Origin of the sequence: Commensalibacter sp. M0133 (assembly GCF_016101485.1) — a bacterium.
Classification (GTDB): Bacteria; Pseudomonadota; Alphaproteobacteria; order Acetobacterales; family Acetobacteraceae; genus Commensalibacter; species Commensalibacter melissae.
In genome coordinates, this window is record NZ_JACFQI010000003.1 from 147,587 (window position 1) to 170,088 (window position 22,502).

23 protein-coding genes and 1 tRNA gene are annotated in these 22,502 nt (G+C 34.2%); 16 read left to right on the forward strand and 8 right to left on the reverse strand.

The genetic code is table 11. From position 1 onward, the window contains the following. Positions 1 to 40 precede the first annotated feature (40 nt). Both H3T46_RS07230 and H3T46_RS07235 read right to left on the reverse strand, forming a co-directional pair. Positions 41 to 427: a VOC family protein gene (locus tag H3T46_RS07230; RefSeq protein ID WP_198198017.1), complete on the reverse strand. Its 387-nt coding sequence runs from the start codon at positions 425 to 427 to the stop codon at positions 41 to 43. A gap of 219 nt (positions 428 to 646) precedes the next feature. Beyond that, positions 647 to 732: transfer RNA gene (locus H3T46_RS07235), tRNA-Tyr, on the reverse strand. Positions 733 to 865: 133 nt separating this feature from the next. On the opposite strand from H3T46_RS07235, the gene rlmB reads away from it, so the two are divergent. Next, positions 866 to 1,618, forward strand: coding sequence for a 23S rRNA (guanosine(2251)-2'-O)-methyltransferase RlmB (gene rlmB, locus H3T46_RS07240; RefSeq protein WP_155580097.1), 753 nt, complete (start codon positions 866 to 868; stop codon positions 1,616 to 1,618). Positions 1,619 to 1,680: 62 nt separating this feature from the next. Then, positions 1,681 to 2,826 carry a DUF563 domain-containing protein gene (locus tag H3T46_RS07245; RefSeq protein WP_198193937.1) on the forward strand — a complete coding sequence of 382 codons (1,146 nt, stop codon included), beginning with the start codon at positions 1,681 to 1,683 and terminating at the stop codon, positions 2,824 to 2,826. Here H3T46_RS07245 and cysE read toward each other — a convergent pair. Then, a complete protein-coding gene (gene cysE, locus H3T46_RS07250; RefSeq protein ID WP_110439502.1) occupies positions 2,819 to 3,655 on the reverse strand; it encodes a serine O-acetyltransferase in 837 nt (278 codons plus the stop codon). The two genes, H3T46_RS07245 and cysE, sit on opposite strands and share 8 nt — an antisense overlap. A gap of 388 nt (positions 3,656 to 4,043) precedes the next feature. Here cysE and H3T46_RS07255 point away from each other — a divergent pair, with 388 nt between their 5' ends. Continuing rightward, positions 4,044 to 5,366 (forward strand): ammonium transporter, encoded by a 1,323-nt coding sequence (locus H3T46_RS07255; RefSeq protein ID WP_198198177.1) that lies wholly within the window; start codon positions 4,044 to 4,046, stop codon positions 5,364 to 5,366. A gap of 99 nt (positions 5,367 to 5,465) precedes the next feature. After that, a complete protein-coding gene (locus tag H3T46_RS07260; protein WP_196424091.1) occupies positions 5,466 to 5,987 on the forward strand; it encodes a hypothetical protein in 522 nt (173 codons plus the stop codon). Between the two features lie 186 nt (positions 5,988 to 6,173). On the opposite strand, the gene H3T46_RS07265 is transcribed toward H3T46_RS07260, so the two are convergent. The 4 genes from H3T46_RS07265 to H3T46_RS07280 form a co-directional block, all read right to left on the reverse strand. Then, positions 6,174 to 8,369: a peptidase domain-containing ABC transporter gene (locus H3T46_RS07265; protein WP_198198015.1), complete on the reverse strand. Its 2,196-nt coding sequence runs from the start codon at positions 8,367 to 8,369 to the stop codon at positions 6,174 to 6,176. Then, entirely contained in the window at positions 8,366 to 9,676 is a 1,311-nt protein-coding gene (locus tag H3T46_RS07270) for an HlyD family efflux transporter periplasmic adaptor subunit (RefSeq protein ID WP_198198013.1), read from the reverse strand. Before H3T46_RS07270 ends, H3T46_RS07265 begins: the two co-directional genes overlap by 4 nt. A gap of 211 nt (positions 9,677 to 9,887) precedes the next feature. After that, entirely contained in the window at positions 9,888 to 10,247 is a 360-nt protein-coding gene (locus H3T46_RS07275; RefSeq protein WP_122123148.1) for a hypothetical protein, read from the reverse strand. Positions 10,248 to 10,400: 153 nt separating this feature from the next. Then, the gene (locus tag H3T46_RS07280; RefSeq protein ID WP_198198011.1) at positions 10,401 to 11,189 is read right to left on the reverse strand and encodes a phosphatase PAP2 family protein; all 789 of its coding nucleotides are present in this window, start codon (positions 11,187 to 11,189) and stop codon (positions 10,401 to 10,403) included. Positions 11,190 to 11,636: 447 nt separating this feature from the next. Here H3T46_RS07280 and H3T46_RS07285 point away from each other — a divergent pair, with 447 nt between their 5' ends. After that, positions 11,637 to 12,608, forward strand: coding sequence for a GlxA family transcriptional regulator (locus H3T46_RS07285; RefSeq protein ID WP_198198009.1), 972 nt, complete (start codon positions 11,637 to 11,639; stop codon positions 12,606 to 12,608). A 423-nt stretch (positions 12,609 to 13,031) separates the two neighbouring features. Continuing rightward, on the forward strand, positions 13,032 to 13,286 hold the full coding sequence (locus H3T46_RS07290; protein ID WP_198198007.1) for a hypothetical protein: 255 nt from the start codon (positions 13,032 to 13,034) through the stop codon (positions 13,284 to 13,286). 77 nt (positions 13,287 to 13,363) lie between these two features. Here the strand turns inward: H3T46_RS07290 and H3T46_RS07295 are convergent, their stop codons facing one another. After that, positions 13,364 to 13,633: a hypothetical protein gene (locus tag H3T46_RS07295; RefSeq protein ID WP_155568931.1), complete on the reverse strand. Its 270-nt coding sequence runs from the start codon at positions 13,631 to 13,633 to the stop codon at positions 13,364 to 13,366. Between the two features lie 146 nt (positions 13,634 to 13,779). Between H3T46_RS07295 and terL the strand changes: the two genes are divergently transcribed. The 10 genes from terL to H3T46_RS07345 all read left to right on the forward strand — a co-directional run bounded on the left by terL (position 13,780) and on the right by H3T46_RS07345 (position 22,458). Then, the gene (gene terL, locus H3T46_RS07300; RefSeq protein ID WP_198198005.1) at positions 13,780 to 15,213 is read left to right on the forward strand and encodes a phage terminase large subunit; all 1,434 of its coding nucleotides are present in this window, start codon (positions 13,780 to 13,782) and stop codon (positions 15,211 to 15,213) included. Between the two features lie 367 nt (positions 15,214 to 15,580). Beyond that, on the forward strand, positions 15,581 to 16,981 hold the full coding sequence (locus tag H3T46_RS07305; RefSeq protein ID WP_198198003.1) for a DUF1073 domain-containing protein: 1,401 nt from the start codon (positions 15,581 to 15,583) through the stop codon (positions 16,979 to 16,981). A gap of 128 nt (positions 16,982 to 17,109) precedes the next feature. Next, positions 17,110 to 18,378 carry a DUF2213 domain-containing protein gene (locus tag H3T46_RS07310; RefSeq protein WP_198198001.1) on the forward strand — a complete coding sequence of 423 codons (1,269 nt, stop codon included), beginning with the start codon at positions 17,110 to 17,112 and terminating at the stop codon, positions 18,376 to 18,378. Between the two features lie 2 nt (positions 18,379 to 18,380). After that, positions 18,381 to 18,860 carry a hypothetical protein gene (locus tag H3T46_RS07315; RefSeq protein WP_198197999.1) on the forward strand — a complete coding sequence of 160 codons (480 nt, stop codon included), beginning with the start codon at positions 18,381 to 18,383 and terminating at the stop codon, positions 18,858 to 18,860. 11 nt (positions 18,861 to 18,871) lie between these two features. Further along, positions 18,872 to 19,915 (forward strand): major capsid family protein, encoded by a 1,044-nt coding sequence (locus tag H3T46_RS07320; protein ID WP_196424208.1) that lies wholly within the window; start codon positions 18,872 to 18,874, stop codon positions 19,913 to 19,915. A 1-nt stretch (position 19,916) separates the two neighbouring features. Next, a complete protein-coding gene (locus tag H3T46_RS07325; protein WP_110439477.1) occupies positions 19,917 to 20,273 on the forward strand; it encodes a hypothetical protein in 357 nt (118 codons plus the stop codon). Further along, positions 20,270 to 20,716, forward strand: a complete 447-nt coding sequence (locus tag H3T46_RS07330; RefSeq protein ID WP_198197997.1) for a DUF4054 domain-containing protein — start codon at positions 20,270 to 20,272, stop codon at positions 20,714 to 20,716. Before H3T46_RS07325 ends, H3T46_RS07330 begins: the two co-directional genes overlap by 4 nt. 9 nt (positions 20,717 to 20,725) lie before the next feature. Beyond that, positions 20,726 to 21,262, forward strand: coding sequence for a hypothetical protein (locus tag H3T46_RS07335; protein ID WP_198197995.1), 537 nt, complete (start codon positions 20,726 to 20,728; stop codon positions 21,260 to 21,262). A gap of 160 nt (positions 21,263 to 21,422) precedes the next feature. Beyond that, positions 21,423 to 21,839, forward strand: a complete 417-nt coding sequence (locus H3T46_RS07340; protein ID WP_198197993.1) for a hypothetical protein — start codon at positions 21,423 to 21,425, stop codon at positions 21,837 to 21,839. Positions 21,840 to 22,104: 265 nt separating this feature from the next. Next, the gene (locus tag H3T46_RS07345; protein ID WP_155565062.1) at positions 22,105 to 22,458 is read left to right on the forward strand and encodes a hypothetical protein; all 354 of its coding nucleotides are present in this window, start codon (positions 22,105 to 22,107) and stop codon (positions 22,456 to 22,458) included. Positions 22,459 to 22,502: the final 44 nt, after the last annotated feature.

Sequence of the window (22,502 nt, forward strand, 5' to 3'; positions counted from 1 at the left end):
AATAAGAGTTATTGATTTTTAAAAATACCCCTTGTTTGATTCAGGGGTTTTCAATATATCGTGCAATCTCGATTAAATTCAGATCAGGGTCACGTAGGTAAATGGATTCAATGGACCCCTGCGCCCCTGTTCGGTTGACAGGACCTTCAAGCGTTTTAATTCCATGTTTCTGTAAATGAGCAAGAATTGTTGCTGGTTTTTCTTGAGTAACAAAACAGATATCTAAAGAACCTGGTACGGGTAAATGTGCCTTTGGTTCAATTTCCTTACCATATTCATGAACATTGATTTTTTGATTGCCGAATTTAAAAGCTATTCGATCTTGTCCAAAATGTTGCAGGGAAAATTGTAAAACCTGAGTGTAAAAATGGATACACGCATCAAGCCTGTATGTTGTCAGCACAATATGATCAATGGAATTAATCATAGTTTATATTCCTTTCGAAATATAACGAAAATGAAACCGAGATTATTTGAATATGGATTGTTTTGCAAGTGAAAATTGTTTTTCGTTACGGTTTTGCAGACGCTTATTATTATTTTTTGTTTTTTGGTGGATTAACTTTATAAAAACTACAAAATAAATTTAACGATGAATTGATTTTTTTTTGAAATAAATAAAAAATGAGAATTCAATTATTTAATATGGTGGAGGGGGTTGGATTCGAACCAACGTAGACGCACGTCAGCGGATTTACAGTCCGCCCCCTTTAGCCACTCGGGCACCCCTCCATCGGAAGATGGAAAACAAATAACAGGTTCTTTTGATAGATGTCAACAGAGTTTTTAACTTTTCTTTGTAGATTTTTTTGATTTTCTCTATAATCATTTGATTTTTAAATATATAGAAAAGATTGAATTATATATGAGTAAAAAACCTGTTTCTAATTCTCATCAAAAAGAGGGTGGATATTGGTTGTATGGTTTGCATTCTGTGCAAGCGGCTTTGAAAAATCCATTACGTCAAAAAAATCGTTTGTTGGCTACACAAGAGATATTTGACACTTTAATGACCAAATTGGAACGGCCTTTAAATATATCTTATGAAATTGTTGATCGTATGATGTTGGATAGGTTTTGTGGTCGGGATGCTGTACATCAGGGCGTTGCATTACAGGTTATGCCACTTCCCGACCCAGATTTAGAGGATATAGTGAAACGGCATGGACCCGTGCTCATCCTTGATCAAGTTACAGATCCTCGCAATGTTGGTGCTATTTTACGTTCGGCAATGGCATTTGGGGCAGCTGGAATTATTATGCAGGATCGTCATTCCCCAGAAGAAAGCGGGGTTTTGGCCAAAGCGGCATCGGGTGCTCTTGATTCTGTATTGGTAATGAAAGTGGTTAATCTTTCACGTATCATGAAGCAGTTAAAGGAAAAAGGTTTTTGGGTTCTTGGAATGGATGCGCAGGGTGAGGTTCTAAATGGTCAAAATTATAAGCAAAGAAAAGTGGCATTGGTGTTGGGTGCCGAAGGTAAGGGACTGCGACAGCTTGTCCGTCAAAATTGTGATGAAATTGTTTCATTATATATGGCTGGGGATATTGACAGTTTAAACGTATCAGTTGCGGGTGCCATTGCCTTGTACGAAATAATCCATTCTAATTTAATCTAGAAATTTTATGTTATTTTATTTAAAATCGTTCTTTTTATGCAATATTAAAGGTAAAGATCAGCTTGTTTAGATTGTCTGTATCAACGCGTGAAAAAATAAAAGATTTAGTTTTTCATCAGCAAAATCGTATAAATCACCATTCTATTGAAACTGTTAAGATTGAAAAAACGATTGGATGTTATGGCAGCCCGCGATGGAAGAATATTCAGGAATTTACAAACAATCAATCATATCCTTTTTTGCGCTGGAAACATCCAGCCGAGACAATTTACCGTTATCATCTGAAAGATATAACCCTCGATGTTTATCATATGGTATATTTCAAACAAAACCGGGTAATCACCAACAGTAATTATTACTTATCGGAAAATTTGCTCAATTCCATCCACATTCAATCGGATAAACTGATTGATGCGCGAGATCAGGGAGCTGTATTCTGTTGTTCTGATCATTGGGAAAACAATTATTTTCATTGGATGATGCATGCCATTCCAGCTTATTATGCGGCAATGCAATCAGGAATAAAAGCCAAATTTCTTTTGCCTTACCCATTGATGTTATGGCGTAAACGCAGTTTGGAATTGCTGGGACTTGACTTATCCATGTGTTATCCCATTGAAAAGGAAAAACAATATAGATTTTCAGAATTTTATTATTTTGATTATCTCTCACAAAAATTTGGCTATTCCTGTTCAAAGCTTTCTGAGCAGGCATATGTCAAAATGAAACAGAATGCTGTTGTATCTATTCAGTCAATAGCGAAATATGACAAGATATATATTAGTCGCGTAAATAAGAATAATCGGCATTTACCTAATGAGGAAAAGCTTGTTGAAGCATTGGAGAAAAGAGGATATTTTATTTTAAATCCTGAATTATACAGTCTAGATGAACAAATCATGCTTTTTCATTATGCAAAAATTGTGGTTGGTTTGTTGGGTGCAGGTTTATCAAATATCGTTTTCTGTCAAAAAGACACATTGATTTATGAATTGATTCCAAGTCATCATATCAATCCATGTTTTCTGGTCTTGTCTTTACAAAGCCGATTGCGTTATTGGGCCGATCAATTTGACAGTGGTGTTGATCATGGGGCGCCAGATCATCTTAGTGCCTGGGAAAAACCAATTGATGTAGCATTTGTCATGAAGAGGCTTGATGAACTTGAACCTTATATGCGTTCTGTTGATAATGCAGTTGTTAAATAACGTAATCAATAGGGGGAAGACTTAAATCCATTGATACTCCAGGTAAATCTTTATGACGTACCCCGATTTGTCGGGCAGGATTGCCAACTACGGTTGTGTAAGGTTTGACTGCTTCTAAAACAATTGACCCTGCACCAATCTTGGCTCCCTCTCCAATTTCCACATTTCCCAATACTTTTGCACCTGCACCGATTAAGACTCCCCGACGGATTTTGGGATGACGGTCTTTTTCATCTTTGCCCGTTCCCCCAAGGGTAACTTCTTGTAATATTGAAACGTCATCTTCTACAACAGCGGTTTCTCCAATAATAACAGAAGTGGCGTGATCTATCATGATTCGCTGTCCCAGACGGGCGGCAGGATGTATATCAACCCCAAACACTTCCGAAATACGGCTTTGTAAATGAAGTGCCAGATAGCGTCTTTGATTATGCCATAGCCAATGGGAAATGCGATGGGCCTGAATGGAGTGGAATCCCTTGAAAAATAGAAATGGTGTAATTAAATCGGAGCATGCTGCGTCTCTCATCATAACCGCGATCAAATCGGCTGCAGCTATGGAAATGAGAGGCGGATTGGTTCTGTACACCTGTTTGATTAAATCAGTTAATGCCTGATAGGGGATGGAGGCATCCTCTAATTTGCGTCCTATCATACAAGTCAGGGCGGTTTTGAAATCATGATGGCTGTGAATGCATGTATCAAAAAAACTGGATAATAAAGGATCACAACATCCATTGCTTTCTTGAACCATTTTTTCCCACAAGGCTTGAAGGTTTATTTCGTGGCTGTCGGGGCCGCTCGCTAATAGGTTATTCGGATCATTCATTGCGTTTTGAGTAGGTGCAATTGGATGAAGAGATTGACCAAATTTTTTTTTCATCATGCCCTCATGCAAATTTATCAGTATCCTTAGGGAGAAATGTGACTTTGGTTAACAAGACATATAAGGAAACTATATTTTTATTCAAATGACCAGATTTTTTTTACATGTAAAAAAAATCATATAATTTTTTTTGCAAAGGATTGTGCTTTGTCTAACAATGTTTAATAGTTGAATAAGGACTAAAACAATAAGATTTCATTCTATGTATCATAAGCATAAACTATTGATTTGATAGAATAAAGTGGGTTTTACTTGGATTGTACGGGAATAGTTTCCAATGAAATGTAAAAATAAAAATTTTCTGAATATTCAAAAAATTTTTCTGTATCTGATGTGTATAGTTGGATTAATTCCAGATTCTGCATTAGGGGCTTTGCCAGTGATGCCTGTTTTGGATAGTGGTGATACGGCATGGATGTTAATCAGCAGTGCATTGGTTTTATTAATGACAATTCCAGGATTGGCCTTATTTTATGCAGGGATGGTTCGCAAGAAAAATGTTCTTGCAACAATGATGCAATCCTTTGCTATATGTTGTCTTGTTACTTTAATATGGATAACAGTGGGATACAGTCTTGTATTTACGACAGGGAATTCTTTTATTGGTAATTTATCACAATTTATGTTGAATGGAATTCTTGGTAACTATCACATGGGTGTTGATAAGGGGTTCATATTAGGAGCCAATGGAAACAATCCTGTCATTATGACTATCCCACAAAGTGTTTATGTTATGTTTCAAATGACATTTATCATTATTTCTGTGGCAATTTTGGTTGGATCGGTTGCAGAACGTATAAAATTTTCTGCCCTATGTATATTTTGCATATTATGGGCATTATTTTCCTATGTTCCTGTTGCATATTGGGTTTGGAATCCGACGGGCTGGTTGGCCAATCTAGGAGCAATTGATTTTGCAGGTGGAACGGTTGTTCATATTAATGCCGGTATTGCTGGTTTAATATGTGCTCTGGTTGCAGGAAAACGATTAGGGTATGGTCGAAGTGATTTGGCACCGCATAATGTAGGTTATGCTGTTATGGGCGCTTCCCTATTATGGATTGGGTGGTTTGGTTTTAATGGAGGATCAGCCTTGGGAGCAAATGGTCGTGCAGCCATGGCGGTACTTGTAACACAGATTGCTGCCGCTGCTGGTGGTATTGGTTGGATGTCGATCGAATGGACTATTCGAAAAAAACCAACAGTACTTGGTATTGTTTCTGGAGCAGTGGCTGGCTTGGTAGTCATTACCCCAGCAGCTGGTTTTGTAATGCCTGGCCCGGCCTTATTGATGGGATTTCTAGGCGGGTTGATTTGTTTTTGGAGTTGTTCTTATTTAAAACGAAAATTGGGATATGATGATTCTCTTGATGCTTTTGGTATTCATGGAATGGGGGGAATTATCGGGGCAATTTTAACCGGTGTTTTTGCCTTTGGTCCATTGTCCGCTACAGAGACAGATCCAGTGGGTATTAGTGCATCTTTGCATCTTGTTATTGCCCAGATTGAGGCAGTTGCTGTCACAATAATCTGGAGCAGTTTTGTTTCATTTGTTTTATTGAAAATTATTGATTGTTTGATTGGATTGCGTGTGGATACAGATTCAGAAAGGCAAGGGTTAGATATGGTTTTACATAATGAACAGATAAATTGAATATTAGCAATTATTTTTGTTTACAATTTTTAACAAAAAGCGCTTTAATACTATTGGTTTAAGAATATTAAACCTTTTATTTATGTAAGGGTATTATAAATGATAAAATCCATAGTTGCGCGCTTTCCTGTTATAGGTGCCGGTTTAGCTATTACCTCTTTTGTCGGAACCTCTTTGCTGGTAAATAATGCTGTCCATGCTGTTACATCCAAAGAATGTCATCAGCAGTTTACGGCAGCTAAAAAAGCTGGAACCGTCAAAGAAAAAACGTTTAGAGAATTCAAGGCAGCTAATTGTAAAGATGAAAGATCTGTCAAAGATGAAATGCATCAGCAAGATGCGAAAAAATCTGATACATCCCAGAATAAAGCTTCTTCTAAATCTCCAGCTAAACAAGATGCTACAGCATCAAGTATAGCAGCAGGTGATGCAGTTTTTCCAAACGCGGTTGATAGTAAATATTCAAATGAGAAAGAAGGTACTGCTCGGATGCATACCTGTTTGGATCAATATAAAGCGAACAAAGCCGATAATAAGAATGGCAATTTGAAATGGATTCAAAAAGGCGGAGGTTATTATAGTGATTGTATGAAACATTTTAAATCTGGTTCAGCACAATAATTTTTCCACAGTTTATAAAAGCCTGTTTTTTTAATTAGAACAGGCTTTTTATATTTAAATTATTGAAATAAATTGTAACAGGGTTAATTTCCTGGTTTTCTGATTGTATTATAACCAAACTGATTAATATATAAAATTATGTTCTTTTAAAAAACCGTATCCGGAATTATCTTTTGAATTGAAGGTTTATGATGTTTTATGCTGTTGGTGTCTGTGAATAAGTTCTTGTCTTTCAACAATTTCAATTTTTCCAGATTGTGCATTTTCAACATTCATTACAATAACATAATCACAATGCGCAACTGTTGCAGGCCGGTGTGCCACAATAATGCGTGTTATATTCATTTCATCTAGTATTGTCGCAATATGGGCTTCTGTTGGTTCATCCAGACTGCTGGTTGCTTCATCTAAAAATAGGATTGCTGGTTGGCGATATAAAGCTCTGGCTAAAATAACCCTTTGTTTTTGTCCTCCTGACAAGGAACTTCCCATATCACCAACAAATGTTTCAAATTTCATGGGCATTGCCATTATATCTTGTAAAATTGCAGCTTTCTGTGCACATTCAATAATTTTTTCCTGATCAGGTTTATCATCAAACCCGCAAATATTATCTGCAATTGAACCAGAAAACAGTCCATCATCCTGTAAAACACCAGCAATTTCTTGTCGGTAATTGTCAAGCGATTCTTTTAATATATTTCGACCGTTAAAGTAGATATCACCTTCCTCTGGATGGGTTAAACCCATCATTGTTTTTAAAATTGTTGACTTTCCACATCCTGATGCGCCTACAATAGCAATACTTTTACCCTTTGGAATTTTCAGGTTTATATTACGAAATACCCAAGGTTCAGCAGGAGAGTATCTAAAACCCAAATTTTTACACACAAGATGGTTTTGATCATTAATATGAAGTTGTTCCGTCAATCTGTTATTATTCGATATAGATATTATAGCATTTTCTTCACTTTCTGTAGGTGTTAAGACTATATCTGAAATACGATCACTCTGGATAGAAAGCATTTTTAGTTTGAAGGCGGCACCGATAAGATTGCCTATGCGTCCGGTGAATTGGTCTTTGTAGGATAGAAAGGCAACCAGCATTCCAACTGTCATTTTATTATCCATGACGTAATGTGCCCCGATTACCAACATTATTAACCTGTCAATAGCGAAGATGGAATCATTTATACGTCCAAAAATAAGGTCATAACGTTGTGTTTTTAATCCGACATTGATTGCATCAACCAATAAATTTAACCAGCGTGCACGTCTTCGCTCCCGCAATCCAAGTAACTTGATACTTGCCATACCTCTCAAAGTTTCAATAAGATGTGAATCCTTTTTAGCATTATAGACAATACCCTCTTCAGAGGCTTGCTTGTAAGGGCGATAAGCCATAAGACGGCTTATACCGTCAAGGATTACAGCAATTAATGTTACAAGTGCTAGCCATTTACCATAGATGATTAGCATTACAAACATACCAATTGCCATTAAACCATCCATGATTGCTTGTACCATATCAGTTGTAATGGTTTGTTGAATAATACCTAATGAACCGAAACGGGATAATATATCTCCAACATGTCTTTTCAAGAAATAATCCAGCGGTAATTTGGATAAATGTTCAAAAAGGCTGGCATTCCATTGAACAGATACACGGGTGCTGAAAAGCATGACCATCCATGTTCGGGCTGTGGAAATAAGCATTTGCAGCAAAATAAGAATGGCAATTCCAACTGTGATTGTTGTTAGCAAGCCGTTATCCAAAGTCACAATGACTTCATCAATAATGACTTGCGAGGCCATAGGCATGACAATTGAAATAGCTTCCAACCCAAGAGATGTTAATAAAAGATAAAACAGGGTTGTTTTAAGACCGTCTGTTTTTCTGAAAAGATCACGTAAATGAAGATTGTTGCGCTCATCTTTTCGGGTAAAATTTTGGTCGGGAGCAATCTCAAGCGCCACTCCTGTAAATTCATTATTGATTTCACCCCAAAGTAACTTACGTTTTCCACGGGCGGGATCATTAATCATAATTCCATTGGTTTTTACATCTGTTAACACGACAAAATGGTTTAAACTCCAATGAAGAATGCAAGGTAAGCGTAATTTGTTTAGTTCTTCCATTTCCAAACGCAAAGGACGTGTTGTCAAGTTATTCCGTTGCGCAATATCAACAATATTCTGTAGGGTAATTCCCTTGATAGAAATAGATTCTCTTTGTCTAAATGTTGTTAGATCAATATAATTTCCATAATAACTCATAATCATGGCAAGACATGCCAGGCCACATTCGGAAGCTTCCACTTGCAAAATTACGGGAACAGTTTGGCAAAAACCAAAATTTAGTCTTTTCAATGTATTAATCATGAGTTCGGTTTCGTTAATCTTGTTTTAATAGTATCGTTAACCTCAATAATGGGTTGGAACATCCATTGATAAAGGCGACGATAATCAACGGCAATATCAGCTTCAACTTGCATTCCGGGCTGCAAAAAATATTTTTTATTGGGATAAGCTGCAATGAAGTTTTTTTCAGGTTTTACCCGAATTCTATAAAAGTTACGATCAATCTTACTGTTTGGACCAATTATTTCATTTTTTAAATTGGGATTGCTGTCTTTACCCATTATATCCGATGTAACTGGTGTATAAGTAATTTCGGTAACAGTCCCGTTGTATAGACCAAATTTTTGATATGGAAATGCTGCATAACGTAAAATAACATTGCTATTTTTCTTTAAAAGTCCCACGGCTGAACTAGGAACATAAAGTTCAGCTTCGATTGCTTGACCTTCTGGAACTATACTAGTTAAGGCGGAATCTTGTGAAACTTGTTGACCGATATATCCTCGAAGCGCTGTTATGGTTCCATTTATGGGGGCTGTAACGAAAATAGTTTGATTACGTTCTCCCAGTATGATTTTCTGATCAATATCATTTATGCTTTTTTTAATTTCATTGAGATCACGTTGGTAATTGTTATCGTACAGTTGATATTTTGATGCATTTTCTAATATTTGGCCTTCAATCGATGTTTGATTTTGTAAGAACTGTGCATGAGTACCTAGAATTTGGGCATATGTGTATAATTGATTCTGATATTCCTGATTTGTTGCCAAAGACATTTTCTTGGCTTTTTCAATCATCAGTAACGATTGTTGGACCAAGGGGATTATTTGATTGTCATTTTCGATTTGCTGGGTAACTTTATCATGCTGTTTATAAAGATTAGAGAGTGTTTCCTTAATATTGTTTTTTTCAATGGGAGCGGCCTTTTCTTTGAGTGCAAGCTGTTTTTCAAGAATATTTTTTTGTTTTTTCAACAAGTTATTAGTTAATTGTTGTGTGGGTCCATTGATAGAGGTGTTTTCGAGGCTTATCGTGAATAATTTATCGCCTTTATGAACAAATTGGCCCTCTATAACGTTTTTTTCAATAACAATGCCATTTGTTCTTGATCCTATAGTGATTAACCCTTCTGTAGGCATAATGCTGCCGGAAGCATGTATACGACGCGTATAACCACCAAAAATAGTGAATAATATGATAATAACGACACAAATGAATGAGATAACCGCGATGATTTTTATAGGAATAGGTTGTACATCCTGTACGCGACCTAACCATGTATCTCGTTTTGCTTCTAAAACTTCATGCCTGAAAAGAGAATTCATGGATAATAATCTTGATAGATTAAATAAATTTTGTAAGAATGTTGAGAAACACTATTTCAATCATAAATGTTTATGATTGAAATATTATATATTCTCTAAAGATTTTTTATATTTATATTAATTATAAGTGAACCAATTTACACGATAAAAACAACTTATTTTAAATAATATAATGAATAGTTGTAGGAAAATTTCATTATGTACCTTGAAACTAATGGAAGAGATTAGCAATTCCCTGCGATATTCCATTAATAATTCCAACTGTACCTAATCCTATCCCAGAAATTGCATTGTTAACATTGCTACTTATATCGGCGGCATTTTTTGATTTGGCTGCGTCAACAATAGATCCAATACCACTTCCAAGTTTACTTCCGGCATTTGCTTCATTGTTGGTTTTAATTCCTGTTAAGCTACCATAAAGATTATCGACAATTCCTCCAATTGAAGCGCCTATGAAAGAGCCTATTAAAGCGGAAGAAACGGGAAGTGTAATATTGCCCCCGATAATATCACCCAAAAAAGATCCACCTGATACGCTATTAATTTCATGTGATGTAATTTCTCGCATTTTAATATTCCTGAATAGAAGGGGGTTATAATTTATTTAAATAACCTATCATCAAATTATTAACATATCAAATCAAATATACAATTGTATTTTATTAATAATACTTAATCATTAAAAATGTTAAACGATAATTGCATTTTTATTAGAAGTTTGTTAATTTTTATTAAAATGGATTTTCCGTGACTTTTTGAGGAGTTCCTGTTTAACTTGTTTAAGTTTTTTTCTGAATTCTTGATTTGCATGTAAACGAGCGACGACTTCAGCTCCGATCAATCGGCCTGCGTCTACATCGCTTTGCCAGTGCGCACCACAAATAACGCGACTTTGTCCGAATTCATAACCTTCTTTCAATATCTGGTCTTGTTTATCTGGAAAAATTTCGGATAGAAATAAGGCAGCGGACCATCCAAAAGCTGCGTGACCTGAGGGGTATGAACCATCCTTACGCAGTAGGCTCTCATCCTCTGGAGTACAGCTGTGTGTGTGATAATACATAAAGGGACGAATTCTTTGATAGTGTTTTTTCGCTTTATCAGTTCCAAAATTACCGCTCATGATTAACAGATCCTCTAAAAAATCTTGAGTAATGGGAGTATTTTTCTTGGATATTTCAATACCGATGGTTTTAGAAAAGTTCTTTCCGATTGTTCCGTTAAAAATAGCGGCTTCTTCAATGGCTTGGTTCCATCGAGATGTGTTTATAAGTTTGCGTGTATTGAGATATATTTCTTTATCAATTGTGAATAGTTGACTATTTCTATCTGGTGGAGGCGGTAAAAGTTTCAAACTATTTGCGAATTGATCAGTATGCAAGGGTAATTTTTTTGATTTAGTAAATAGTCTTTTAATTTCATCTTTTTGTAAATTGCTGGATTGTCCAGTTAAGGGGGATATTAGGATATTTATTAATAATGTAAAAATAATAGTTTTTTTATAATTCATTGGTCTCTATTTATTTGTTATAAAAAAATTAAAGATAATAGATTAAGTAAATTTATCACATGTTTTATGTTTTTATTATATTTATTATTCATGATAATTTTGATGAATATGTATGGTATTTAAAATTATGGATTGCTTTGTTATAAAAATTAAATATTATTAATATTTTTGTTTTGAAATGATTATAAGGAAAACGTTTTTTTAAAATAAATATTCACAGAGTTGAATATCGTTACTTATTTTTATAAATAATATATTTTTATTTTAGTCAGTATAATTTTTAAGGAATAGTTAATATAAAGAATTATCAGAGCTCACCATAATCAATTAGTTTATGATGTTTAATTTAAATTAATAAATTTAAGACTTTAAATACATTTTACGTAAAAAATTTTAAACAGTTTTTATCGCTTGCTTATGTAATAAAAACAGTATGGATAATGATATATGAAAAAAATAGATCTTATTAATATTGGTCTTTTAATGTACCCTAATGTTCAACAAGGAGCCATTTTCGGTTTAATTGATTTTTTTTCTGTAGCAAATCAGTTGGTCAAGGAGAATTGGAATACTAACCTTCCCATACCTCAAATTAAAATTGTAAAAATTGATAAGCCAACAGTGAATTTTGACCTGCCTTCATTTATTGTTAAAAAAAATGACTTGAATTTTTCTGTGATCATTGTCCCTCCTTGTACAGATGAATGTCCATCTGGAAGTAAATATAATACGCATATTAATTTTTTAAAACATTCCTTGAAACAACCTTGTACAATTGCCTCTATTGGCAATGGCATTTTTTTATTGGCAGAGACTGGACTATTGGATGGTTATACAGTTACGACTCATTGGCAGTTAAAACATCGATTTAAAAACCAGTTTCCAAATATCTATACTGATTTTGATTCTATGGTCATTGAGGAAAGAAATATTATTACTACGGCAGGTTCATTATCTTGGATAGATCTTGGGTTGGAATTGGTTAAAAAATTTTTCGGTTCCATAGTGATGGCTGAGGTTGCACGATTTTTTTTGGTCCAACCTGCAAGACGTGCACAAAGTTATTTTAATATTTTTTCACCTAATTTAACGCATGGAGATATTCCAATAATTAAGGGACAAAAATGGATATCTAATCAAAAGAATATGAATATTTCATTGAAACAGTTATCGAAAGTAACAGGATTGGAAATACGGACATTGCAGAGGCGTTTTATTAAAGCCACGGGAATGACTGTTACAGAATATATTCAACATCATCGAATTTGCCGCGCTCAATTTTTATTACAATTTTCAAAAAAATTGATTGATGAGATAGGAATCGAATGTGGCTATAAAGATTTAAATGCGTTTCGGAAGATATTTACAAAAATAGTAGGATTATCTCCCAGTCTTTATCGTCGGAATTTTACCGTTTAAAAATTTTTAATATTATGTTGAAAGTAAAATTGTTTTAAGTACAACAACAATTAATTTTATTAAATATAAATAAAAGTCAAGTAGATGTATAACAATAGGTAACATTTTAATGAGGTGATGAAATAATCATTGAAATAACCTAAAAAAAATTATAAATATATTTTATTAGAAAATTAATAAGCACATTCTTTTTTTAGTTAATATATTTTTACAATAATTTTTAATAATACTTTTAATTACTGGTTTTCCCTTAATTATGTAAATTCATAATTAAGGGAATATAAAAAACAATTAATAATATTAAACTAATATTTTACTTTTATTACATGGTCTAATATTACTAATCATTATTTTAAAATAATGATTTTTTTATTCTATAAAAATTTAATTGATATTATTAGATAATATTTTAAGCAAATAATTATGGAAAATCCTCGAGCTAGAAAAATTAAATTTTTAAAAAAACATAAGTTGCCATTAGAAATAATGATTTTAATAATGAACAAAGCTTTGGAGGAAAAAAAATATGAAACAGCTTTGGAAATTGCCTATAAGACAGCACCGTATTGTCATCCAAAATTGAATGATGCAAAAGTAGAAATGACACAAATCAAAACATTAGAAGATATGTCTGAAGAAGAACTAAAAAACTTTATTGGCGAGATCGCGTTAAAATAGTTTTATTATAAAATTATTAAAATTAATAAATGATGCAACCTTGATGAAGCAATTCTATCAAGGTTGCATAAAGGCTCTTATCTGCCAAAATGATCAACAAAACTATATTTCTCAGCAAAATAGTTGTGAATATTTTTTCCGATTGTGGCCCAATTATCACCGTTTTCTAGTCCGGTTTTAATGATATTGAGTTTTGCCAAGCCATCAGCTTTACCATTATGAGGAGGATTAATAACTCTATCATGATGATTATTATGCTGTTGATTATTGTTATGATGTTGATGGTTATTATTGTGACCATGACCACCAGCAACTTTTGACAATTCGTTTGTTTGTAAAATTTTCATTTGTCTATACCTTTATAAAAAATTAATAACTTCAAAACCTTAAGGTAATTTTTAATATAATACTTTTTTCTGAATGAATCAAATTTCGGTTAGATAATAATTACGATTATATGATAAAATTTTTGTTAGGTGTAAAAATATAATTTATGATTTTGCTACAAAAAGCAAAAAAATTAGCCATTGAAGAACTAAAAAAACGTCATGATGCGCGTCATTATCTTTCGGCATTTACAATTTATACAAAACCGGATTATCGTGCCGGTCTTCATCTGAATTTATTATGTAAAAAACTTGAAGCAGTTGAACGTGGTGAAGTTAAAAGACTGATGGTTTTTATGCCACCGCGCCATGGAAAAAGTGAATTAATTTCAAAACGTTTTCCTGCCTGGTTTTTAGGGCGCAATCCTACAAAACAAGTCATTACAGCCAGCTATTCAGCTAAACTAGCAGATAAATTTGGTCGTGATGTTCGTAATTTAGTGACATCAAAATATTATCGAAATATTTTTTCTGATGTTGCTCTTTCAATTGATAGCAAAGCAAAGGATTTATGGGAAACCAATCATGGGGGTGTGTTTTTAACAGCCGGTATTGGTGGAAGCATGACAGGTTATGGAGGACATCTTGCTATCATTGATGATCCTGTAAAAGATAGACATGAAGCTGAAAGTCAAATAATGCGTGATAATGTCTGGGATTGGTATAAGTCTGTATTGAGAACACGAATTATGCCCGGTGGGGCCATTATTATTGTTCAGACTCGTTGGCATGTTGATGATTTGGCGGGAAGGTTATTATCACAGATGAAAAATGATACAGGTGAAAAATGGGAGGTTATTAATTTACCAGCTATTGCAAATGAAAATGATGTTTTAGGACGGAAAAAAGGTGAGCCTTTATGGCCTGAAGTGTATGATAGAAATGAGCTTGAACAGATTCGAAAGGCAGTGGGTGAACGAGACTGGTTTGCTTTGTATCAAGGTGAACCAACGCTATCAACTGGATCAATTTTCAAAGTCAATATGCTAAATATTATTGATGCAGCACCAAAACCAGTCCAGGTTGTCAGACGTTGGGATTTTGCTGCTTCCAGAGATATTGGCAAATATGATCCTGATTGGACCGTGGGGGTAAAGATGCAACGGAATGTAGATAGTGGATATACAGTGCTTGATGTTGTGCGACTTCGTGGTTTGCCAGATGAAGTTATTAAGACTGTCAAGGCTGTCGCCAGTCAGGATGGTTTTGATGTTAAAATTGTAATTCCACAGGATCCTGGACAGGCGGGTGTGGCTCAGGTGCAATATTACCTCAAAATGCTTGCCGGGTATAAAATAAAAGCAATACGGGAAACGGGGAATAAAATTGCCAGAGCTGACCCATTTGCATCACAGGTTAACATAGGAAATGTATCTTTATTGAGAGCTAATTGGAACAGATCATATTTAGATGAACTTTCTGACTTTCCTAATGGTTCACATGATGATCAGGTTGATGCTTCTTCTGGCGCTTTTGAAGCTATTTCATTACAAAGAAAATTACCGAAAATGCCAAATTGGCAAGGAATTATGAATATTTAATTAAATTTCGTATTGATAATTAAATAAAACAGCGGAATAGCCTATAAAGCCATTCCGCTTTAATGAACTAAAATATTTAAATGATTTAAATAACTATGATTAATAAAATTATAAAATAATCTTAATTGAAATAGTCAATGATTTTAATAATATATAATTAAACATTACTGATTTCAATTATTTTAAGACCTTAAAAAATCACAATTTTGTTATAAGCGGTAATATAATGTTAAATTTTTAAAACCAATTTAGCATAGTTACATTTTATATAAATTAGATTTAAATTTTTAAAAACAACAAAACCGATAGTTGAACAGCGTATTAAACTTTCAATCGAGATATTTAATAATGAAAGATAAATTCGGTTATGGTGAAAAAAACCAAATTAAGGAATATTAATATTCCTAGACAAAATCCAGAATTTTTTGGAAACAAACAGGATATATATATACCATATCAAGCTCCAGAAGGAGTGGTTGGCGATTCTTATAATTCTGTAACTGTTAACGACAGCTTGTTTTTTAATCAATTTCATAGTTTCAATGTTGGAAATTGTCCGACGAAGACATTATTTGAAGAGGGAATTGGATTTCCCGGATACCCATATCTGGCACAATTATCCTTACGTGGTGAATATAGAATAATTATTGAAACGAGAGCAGAAGAGGCTACAAGAGAATGGATAAGGTTTAAACATATCAAAAAGGAAGGGTATGATTCATCCATTATAAATAAAATAAAAGCGGAATTTAAGCGTTTAAATATTCAAGATTTAATTAAAAAATCATTATGTACGGAAGGTTATTTTGGGCTGGTACATCTTTATATTGATTTAGAAACGGCTAATCATGATGATGAGGAAAAACAGGCGCCTTTATACCTGACTTCAAAAAAAATTAGAAAAGGTGAGCTGCGTGGATTCAAGCTTATTGACCCGACCTGGGTGACCCCTGTTTCATATGATACAACAGATCCTTTTACAGAAGATTTTTATAAGCCTTCAATGTGGTGGGTATTGGGAAAACAAATTCATGCCAGCAGGTTGATTACAATCATTTCTCAACCAGTTCCTGATATTTTGAAACCAGCTTATAATTTTGGTGGGATTCCATTTGCTTTTATGGCCAAACCTTATGTTGATAACTGGTTAAGGACGCGACAATCAGTATCGGATTTAATCAAGTCTTTTTCAACTATGGTTTTGAAAACGGATTTATCTCAGTTATTAAGTCCTGGTTGCGAAGAATTGACGCAAAGGGCTGCCTTAATGGCGGCTTACCGTGACAATCGTGGTTTGCAGATTGTAGATAAAGAAACAGAAGAACTTACAAATGTTGCTACACCCTTGACTGGATTGGCACAATTACAAGCTCAGGCTCAGGAACATATGGCCGCAATTTCAGGTATTCCTTTGGTAAAATTATTAGGTATTACACCATCAGGTTTGAATGCATCTTCCGATGGAGAAATACGTTGTTTTTATGATAGAATTGCCGCTTTTCAGGAAACGGTTTTACGTCAACCATTGCAGAAAATTCTTGAAATTGTTCAACTGCATTTATTTGGAAAAATAGATCCAGATATCACTTTTGATTTTAATTCTTTGTGGCAATTGGACGAATTGCAGCAATCTCAAGTTAATATGAACATAGCAAAAACGATGTGTGATTATGTTTCCAATAATATTTTAAGCCTTTCTCAAATAAAAGACTTATTAGAAAATGAAGATCACTCAGCTCTATTTTCTTTTATAAATTTTAAAAAATAGGTTTTATATAAAAAATATTAGGTGCAGTAAAATGTTCATGAATATCAAAAGTTGTATAAATCTACATTTTTTATTTTATAAGTTTTTAACCAAAAAACCCTTTTGATATCAAATATATAGGTAAAATTATGGGTAATTTATGGAACCGAACCTTGGCTTTTGATGCAAAAACAATGCGTTTTGAGGACTGGAACGGACATTTACGTGTAAAAAAAACAAATTTAACCAAGGCTAATATATGTGAGTATTATGGATTCGAGATAAAAAATCATATGAAATATGGTTTGGAACCAGAACGTAAATATCGTTTTCTTCGATCACCAGATGCTTTAAAAAAAGCGGTCTTTTCTTTTAAAGAACGTCCCATTCTTTACGTGCATAAAGCTGCAGATGCGGATCAGCTTGATAATTCAAAAGTCATTGGAACGACGGGTTCAGACCCGTCTTTTTCTTATCCTTATATTCAGGCTTCAATTACGATTTGGGACGGGGATTATATACAGGCAATTAAAAACAATACACAGGCTGAATTATCTGCTTCCTACGCTTTTACACCTGTAATGAAGACCGGAATGTTTGAAAATGAGCCTTATGACGGAATGATGACGGATATTAATGTCGATCATATTGCTTTGGTTGAACAAGGTCGTGCAGGACATGATGTTAGAGTTGCAGATGAAAGGTTGAACATACAAATGTCAAAACTTAATAATTTAGGGCAGAAATTAGCTTTAGCCCTTGCTGATTTTTTAAATCAGTCAAAATCTGAAAGAGCCAATTATACACAAATTACAGATGCGGTTGCCTCTGTTAGTGGTGCACGTCGCAAATATATTGGAAAGTTATTGAGAGCGGTCCTTTCTGATTGTTCTATGGCAAAAGATTGTAAAGATGGGCAACAGGTAGAAAAAATTGTTGGTCTTGTTCATAAGGTATTATCTGAAAATGATCAGAATGCACAGGTAAATGATGATGATTCAATTGATACTATATCGACCTCAGATGATGATATGAATGCATCAGGTGGTTTTGATGTTGAGGATAGCTTAATTAAAAAAACAGGACTTAAAACCCAAGCTTATGATGCAGTTTCCCTAGAACGATTAATAGAACGTCGGATCATGACAAAAGCTAAACAGGCCCAAGAAGCCAGAATTCTGGTAAAACCCCTGGTTGGTGAATGGGCTGGTACAGAAGATAGCGGGGAGGTAATTCTACGAACGGTGTTAAGTGAAGTTACAGGAAAAAATCCTCCAGAAAACATGGGATACGACCAGTTAAAATATACTGTTGATATGATGCTTGCACATAAACAACAAATCAGGGCCAATGATGCTGGATATATTCGTTCCAAAGAACAGCATCGTTTTGGTGTTACACGATTACGGAGTATTTAATTATGTCTTTTCAAAATAAAGTTAACCTGAACCCTGCCCAAGGTTGGCATGGTGATTTTTCGTCTGTAAATCCACGGGTCAGTTTATTGGGTAAAGACGGGGCGTTTCAGGTTGGAGAAACAGCAATTGAGGCTGGTTCCTTTGTATGGACTGATGAACGGGAAGGATTGATTAGCAATAAAGGAAATGCAAGTCCAATTGGTTTTGTCGGGCGCGAATGGGCAGGAATCAATCTTCCAGATGCACGAGAGGGGAATATGGAAATTTCTCCGGGAACAATGGTGACTGTTTTCAGTAAGGGGGAATTTATTATTGAATTACCTGAAATGATGTCCCAGGTTCAACAAGGTGAAATGGTCTATGCGTCGAAGGAAACAGGTAAAGTTGTTGTATCAGATGACAAAAATGCTGTCGTAACAAATTATAAATATGCTGAAAATGCAAAGGGCGGGGATATTGTCAAAATCTCTGCATGGATTTAAGAGGAACAATTATGACCATTCAAACGAAATCATGGGTACGTGATCGAGCAATTTTGGAAAACCAATTTGGAATTCACTTACCCAATGTTGTTGATTATACAGACAATATAAGGGTAGGGGATAGTTCGATTTCACCTGTAACAAAGGCAAATAATTCCATTCCAGATCAATTTACGACTTATATAGATCCAAATATTATTGATGTCTTAACGGCCCCATGTAAGGCAGCTTCTATATACGGGGAAGCGAAAAAGGGGGATTGGCTACATGATACAATGATGTTTACAGTCGTTGAACCAGCTGGTGATGTTGCCGCTTATGGAGATTTTAACCAGGCAGGATATAGTGTCCTTAATACCTCATTTCCCCAGCGTCAACAATTTCTGGTCCAAACTTTTGCAGAATGGGGAGATCGTGAAGAGGGTCGGGCTGCTTTATCTAATATTGATATTGCATCACGCAAAAGAATGGCGGCCGCTTTATTATTAAATCATTGGCAGAACCAGTCTTATTTTTTTGGAGTTTCCAACCTGCAAAATTATGGTGCCTTGAATGATCCCGCTTTACTACCTCCGATTGCACCCACAATAAAAGGTTCTGGCGGTACGGTTTGGGAGAAGGCTTCAGCTAATGAAATTTATGAAGATATTCAGAAACTGTACAGACAATTACAGGCGCAAACAAAAGGGATGATTAATCTGGACAATGCCGTCAATATGGATAGTCCATTAAAATTGGTCGTATCTAATGAGATTCAACCCTATTTGTTAAAAACAAATGAACATGGGGTAGGGGTTATGGATTTGTTGAAGAAAAATTTTCCTAATCTTACACAAGTCAGTGCACCTCAATTATCGTTAGAAGGTGGTGAATTGATTCAGCTTTTTGTAGAGAATTATCAAGGTATTGACACTATAACCTGTGCTTTTTCTGAAAAATTAAGAAGTCATGGTATTGTTCGTAAAACTTCTTCTATGGAAGAAAAATTGACACAGGGATCATGGGGAGCAATCATAACACGTCCTATCCTGATTGCGCAAATGATTGGGGTTTAAAATGGCGGAAACAGTCATAGTAGCCTGTAAATTACCTCATGGAATTATTTTAGAAGTAGGAAAAGAAAAAGTTGAGTTAAAAGGCAGCATGCACTTGGGGCGTCCACAGACTCCTTTTTATATGGCATCCCAAATTGTAGGGTTAACAAAAGTTTCAAGAGATTTCTGGGAGGCATGGGTCAAACAACATGAAAATTTTGCGCCCTACCAAAAAGGTTTCATATTTGCTGCAGATAAAAAGAAAAAAGTTTTAGATGAAGCTAAAGAAAAAGAAACATTGATGCATGGTCTTGAACCGATTGATTCTGCTAAAATGCCAAAGTCGCTGGAACAGGTGAAAGCAGGACAGGCAATATGAATTTACAATCTGATCTGAAACATCAGGAATGTGTGTTTGATTGGTCATATTGGGCGGCAAGCTTTCCGGAATTGGAGAGTTTTTTTCGTCCTGAAACCATTTATAAAATCGCTGAACGAGCTGCCATTTATTTCAATCCAGGAAAATATAGCGTGGTTTGTTGTTTAAAGGAAAAGCGTATTTTAATGAATTTGCTGGTTTCTCATCTAGTTTGTTTGCAAAAAAAAACTGAAAATGGGGATCAGCTTATAGGATCAATTTCATCGGTGACAGAAGGAAGTGTTTCTCTTCATGTAGATACCAAATCTCATGCAAAAAATAAAATTGATCCTTGGTTGGCACAAACACGTTATGGATATGAATTTTGGGCTTTAACAAAAAAATATCGTAGTACTTTTTATACTAAACCCATTCCTGATCCTCGTCTGCGTATCTTTCCATAAGAGGGAATTATGACAAGGGCTAAAAATAACAATTTTGACAACAAGGAAATAAAATCCAGTTTAAAATATTATTTGCCATCATTAGACTTTAATCATTCGGAATATGAAAAGGAAAATCTTCAATTTTATTCTCTAGATGAAGATAATGCTGAAATTGATGAATCGATAGATTTAAGCAAATTTAAATTCAATGATTGCAATGCTGCTGATGATTATATGGATAAATTCTTGGACGATGCCATAGATATTAATGCTCAATCTATAATCGCTTATGATAATACTAAAGAACATAATCTAGATTATATTATTATTGGCTGTAGAATACCCAACGGTTTAGTTATTAAGGTTGATGGTCAAAACATCCTGTTACGAGGTATTCGGGATATGCCAGGTAAAGATAGCAGACGTTTTTTTGGAAATATTGGCTTTACACGTTTGCCAAGGGATTTATGGAATGAATTTTTAAATTGTCATTCTAAATGGTCTCCATTAGTAAATGGGTCTGTTTTTATTGCCAGATGTCAGGATGATTGTTCAGATGCATAGTTTCTAAGTAATTTTAATTGTATTTTGCAATAAACTTAAGATTGATTATCAATTTTACATAAAAATATAATTATTTATAGATAAAATCTATAATTTAATTAAGTATATAATTTTTAAATCATAAACATTAGTCTATATAAATTTAAAGGAATAAGATTCTATGAAGCTTCATGATATGGTGCGAAGTATGATTGGAATTGTAAATCCTTCTATTACAGGATCATTATTTCGTTCAAAAGGTTATATTCTAAAAGGAGTTCGACAAGAGGCTGTTTATGAAGATCCTGAACCTATTGAATTGCAAATTCAATCTTTAAAAGGCGATAAGCTGATTCATGGTCATTATGCCAGTGAACAAAATGAAAAACGTGTGGTTTATGCTAATGGACAACTTTACGGCATAGATCGTGTAAGAGGTGTCGGTGGTGATCTTTTGGAATTTCTTGGGCGACGCTGGTTGGTTGTTCAAAGATTAGAAGAGTGGGAAATGTCTGGCTGGTGTAAGGTTTTGGTCGTAGCTCAACTTGATCAACCTGAAAACGATCAAGGAAAACTGGTTATCTATGCTGATGAATAAAATTTAATACATTTTATTGTTATCATGTCATGAATTATTTGTAATAAAAAAGTTTGTCTAGGGTAATTTATTGGAAATTAAATTGACTTTAATTGTAAGATATATTTGTTCTACTAAAATTTATAAGAAGTATTTGCCCTTGTATCATCAATAATATTTTATTCTGAATAAAATTTATTTTTTCAATATCATATACTTATAATTGCTTTCTAAAATAAAGTTTAATAACCTTGATTATAAAACAATTTAAGCAAGGGGCAATAACATGGATGTAATTGCATTATTTAAAGCGGTTATGGTCGGTTTTTTTAGTTTTATGATAGCTGTCGGTGCTGTTTTATCTGTGGTCTCGGCGATTACGAAACAATCTATTACAATGCCTAAGCATGTAAGAAAATTACCGGCTTTTTTAATGTTTGCTGTTATTTTATTGGGAGGTTGGATATTTATTTATTTGGGATTTATCTCCCTGCCAGCAGATAATAGTGTAACGACACAACAAATGATGATGATTTATGCCTATTTGTTTGCCTTAATTCCTTCTGTTGCCTTGATGCTTGCATCTTTCGTTTATTATCTTGATGTAAGAAGTGCGGCAAAAAAAGAAGGAAAATCTTAAAATAATAACAAGTTTTCCAATCTTCATGCAAACAATTGAACCAC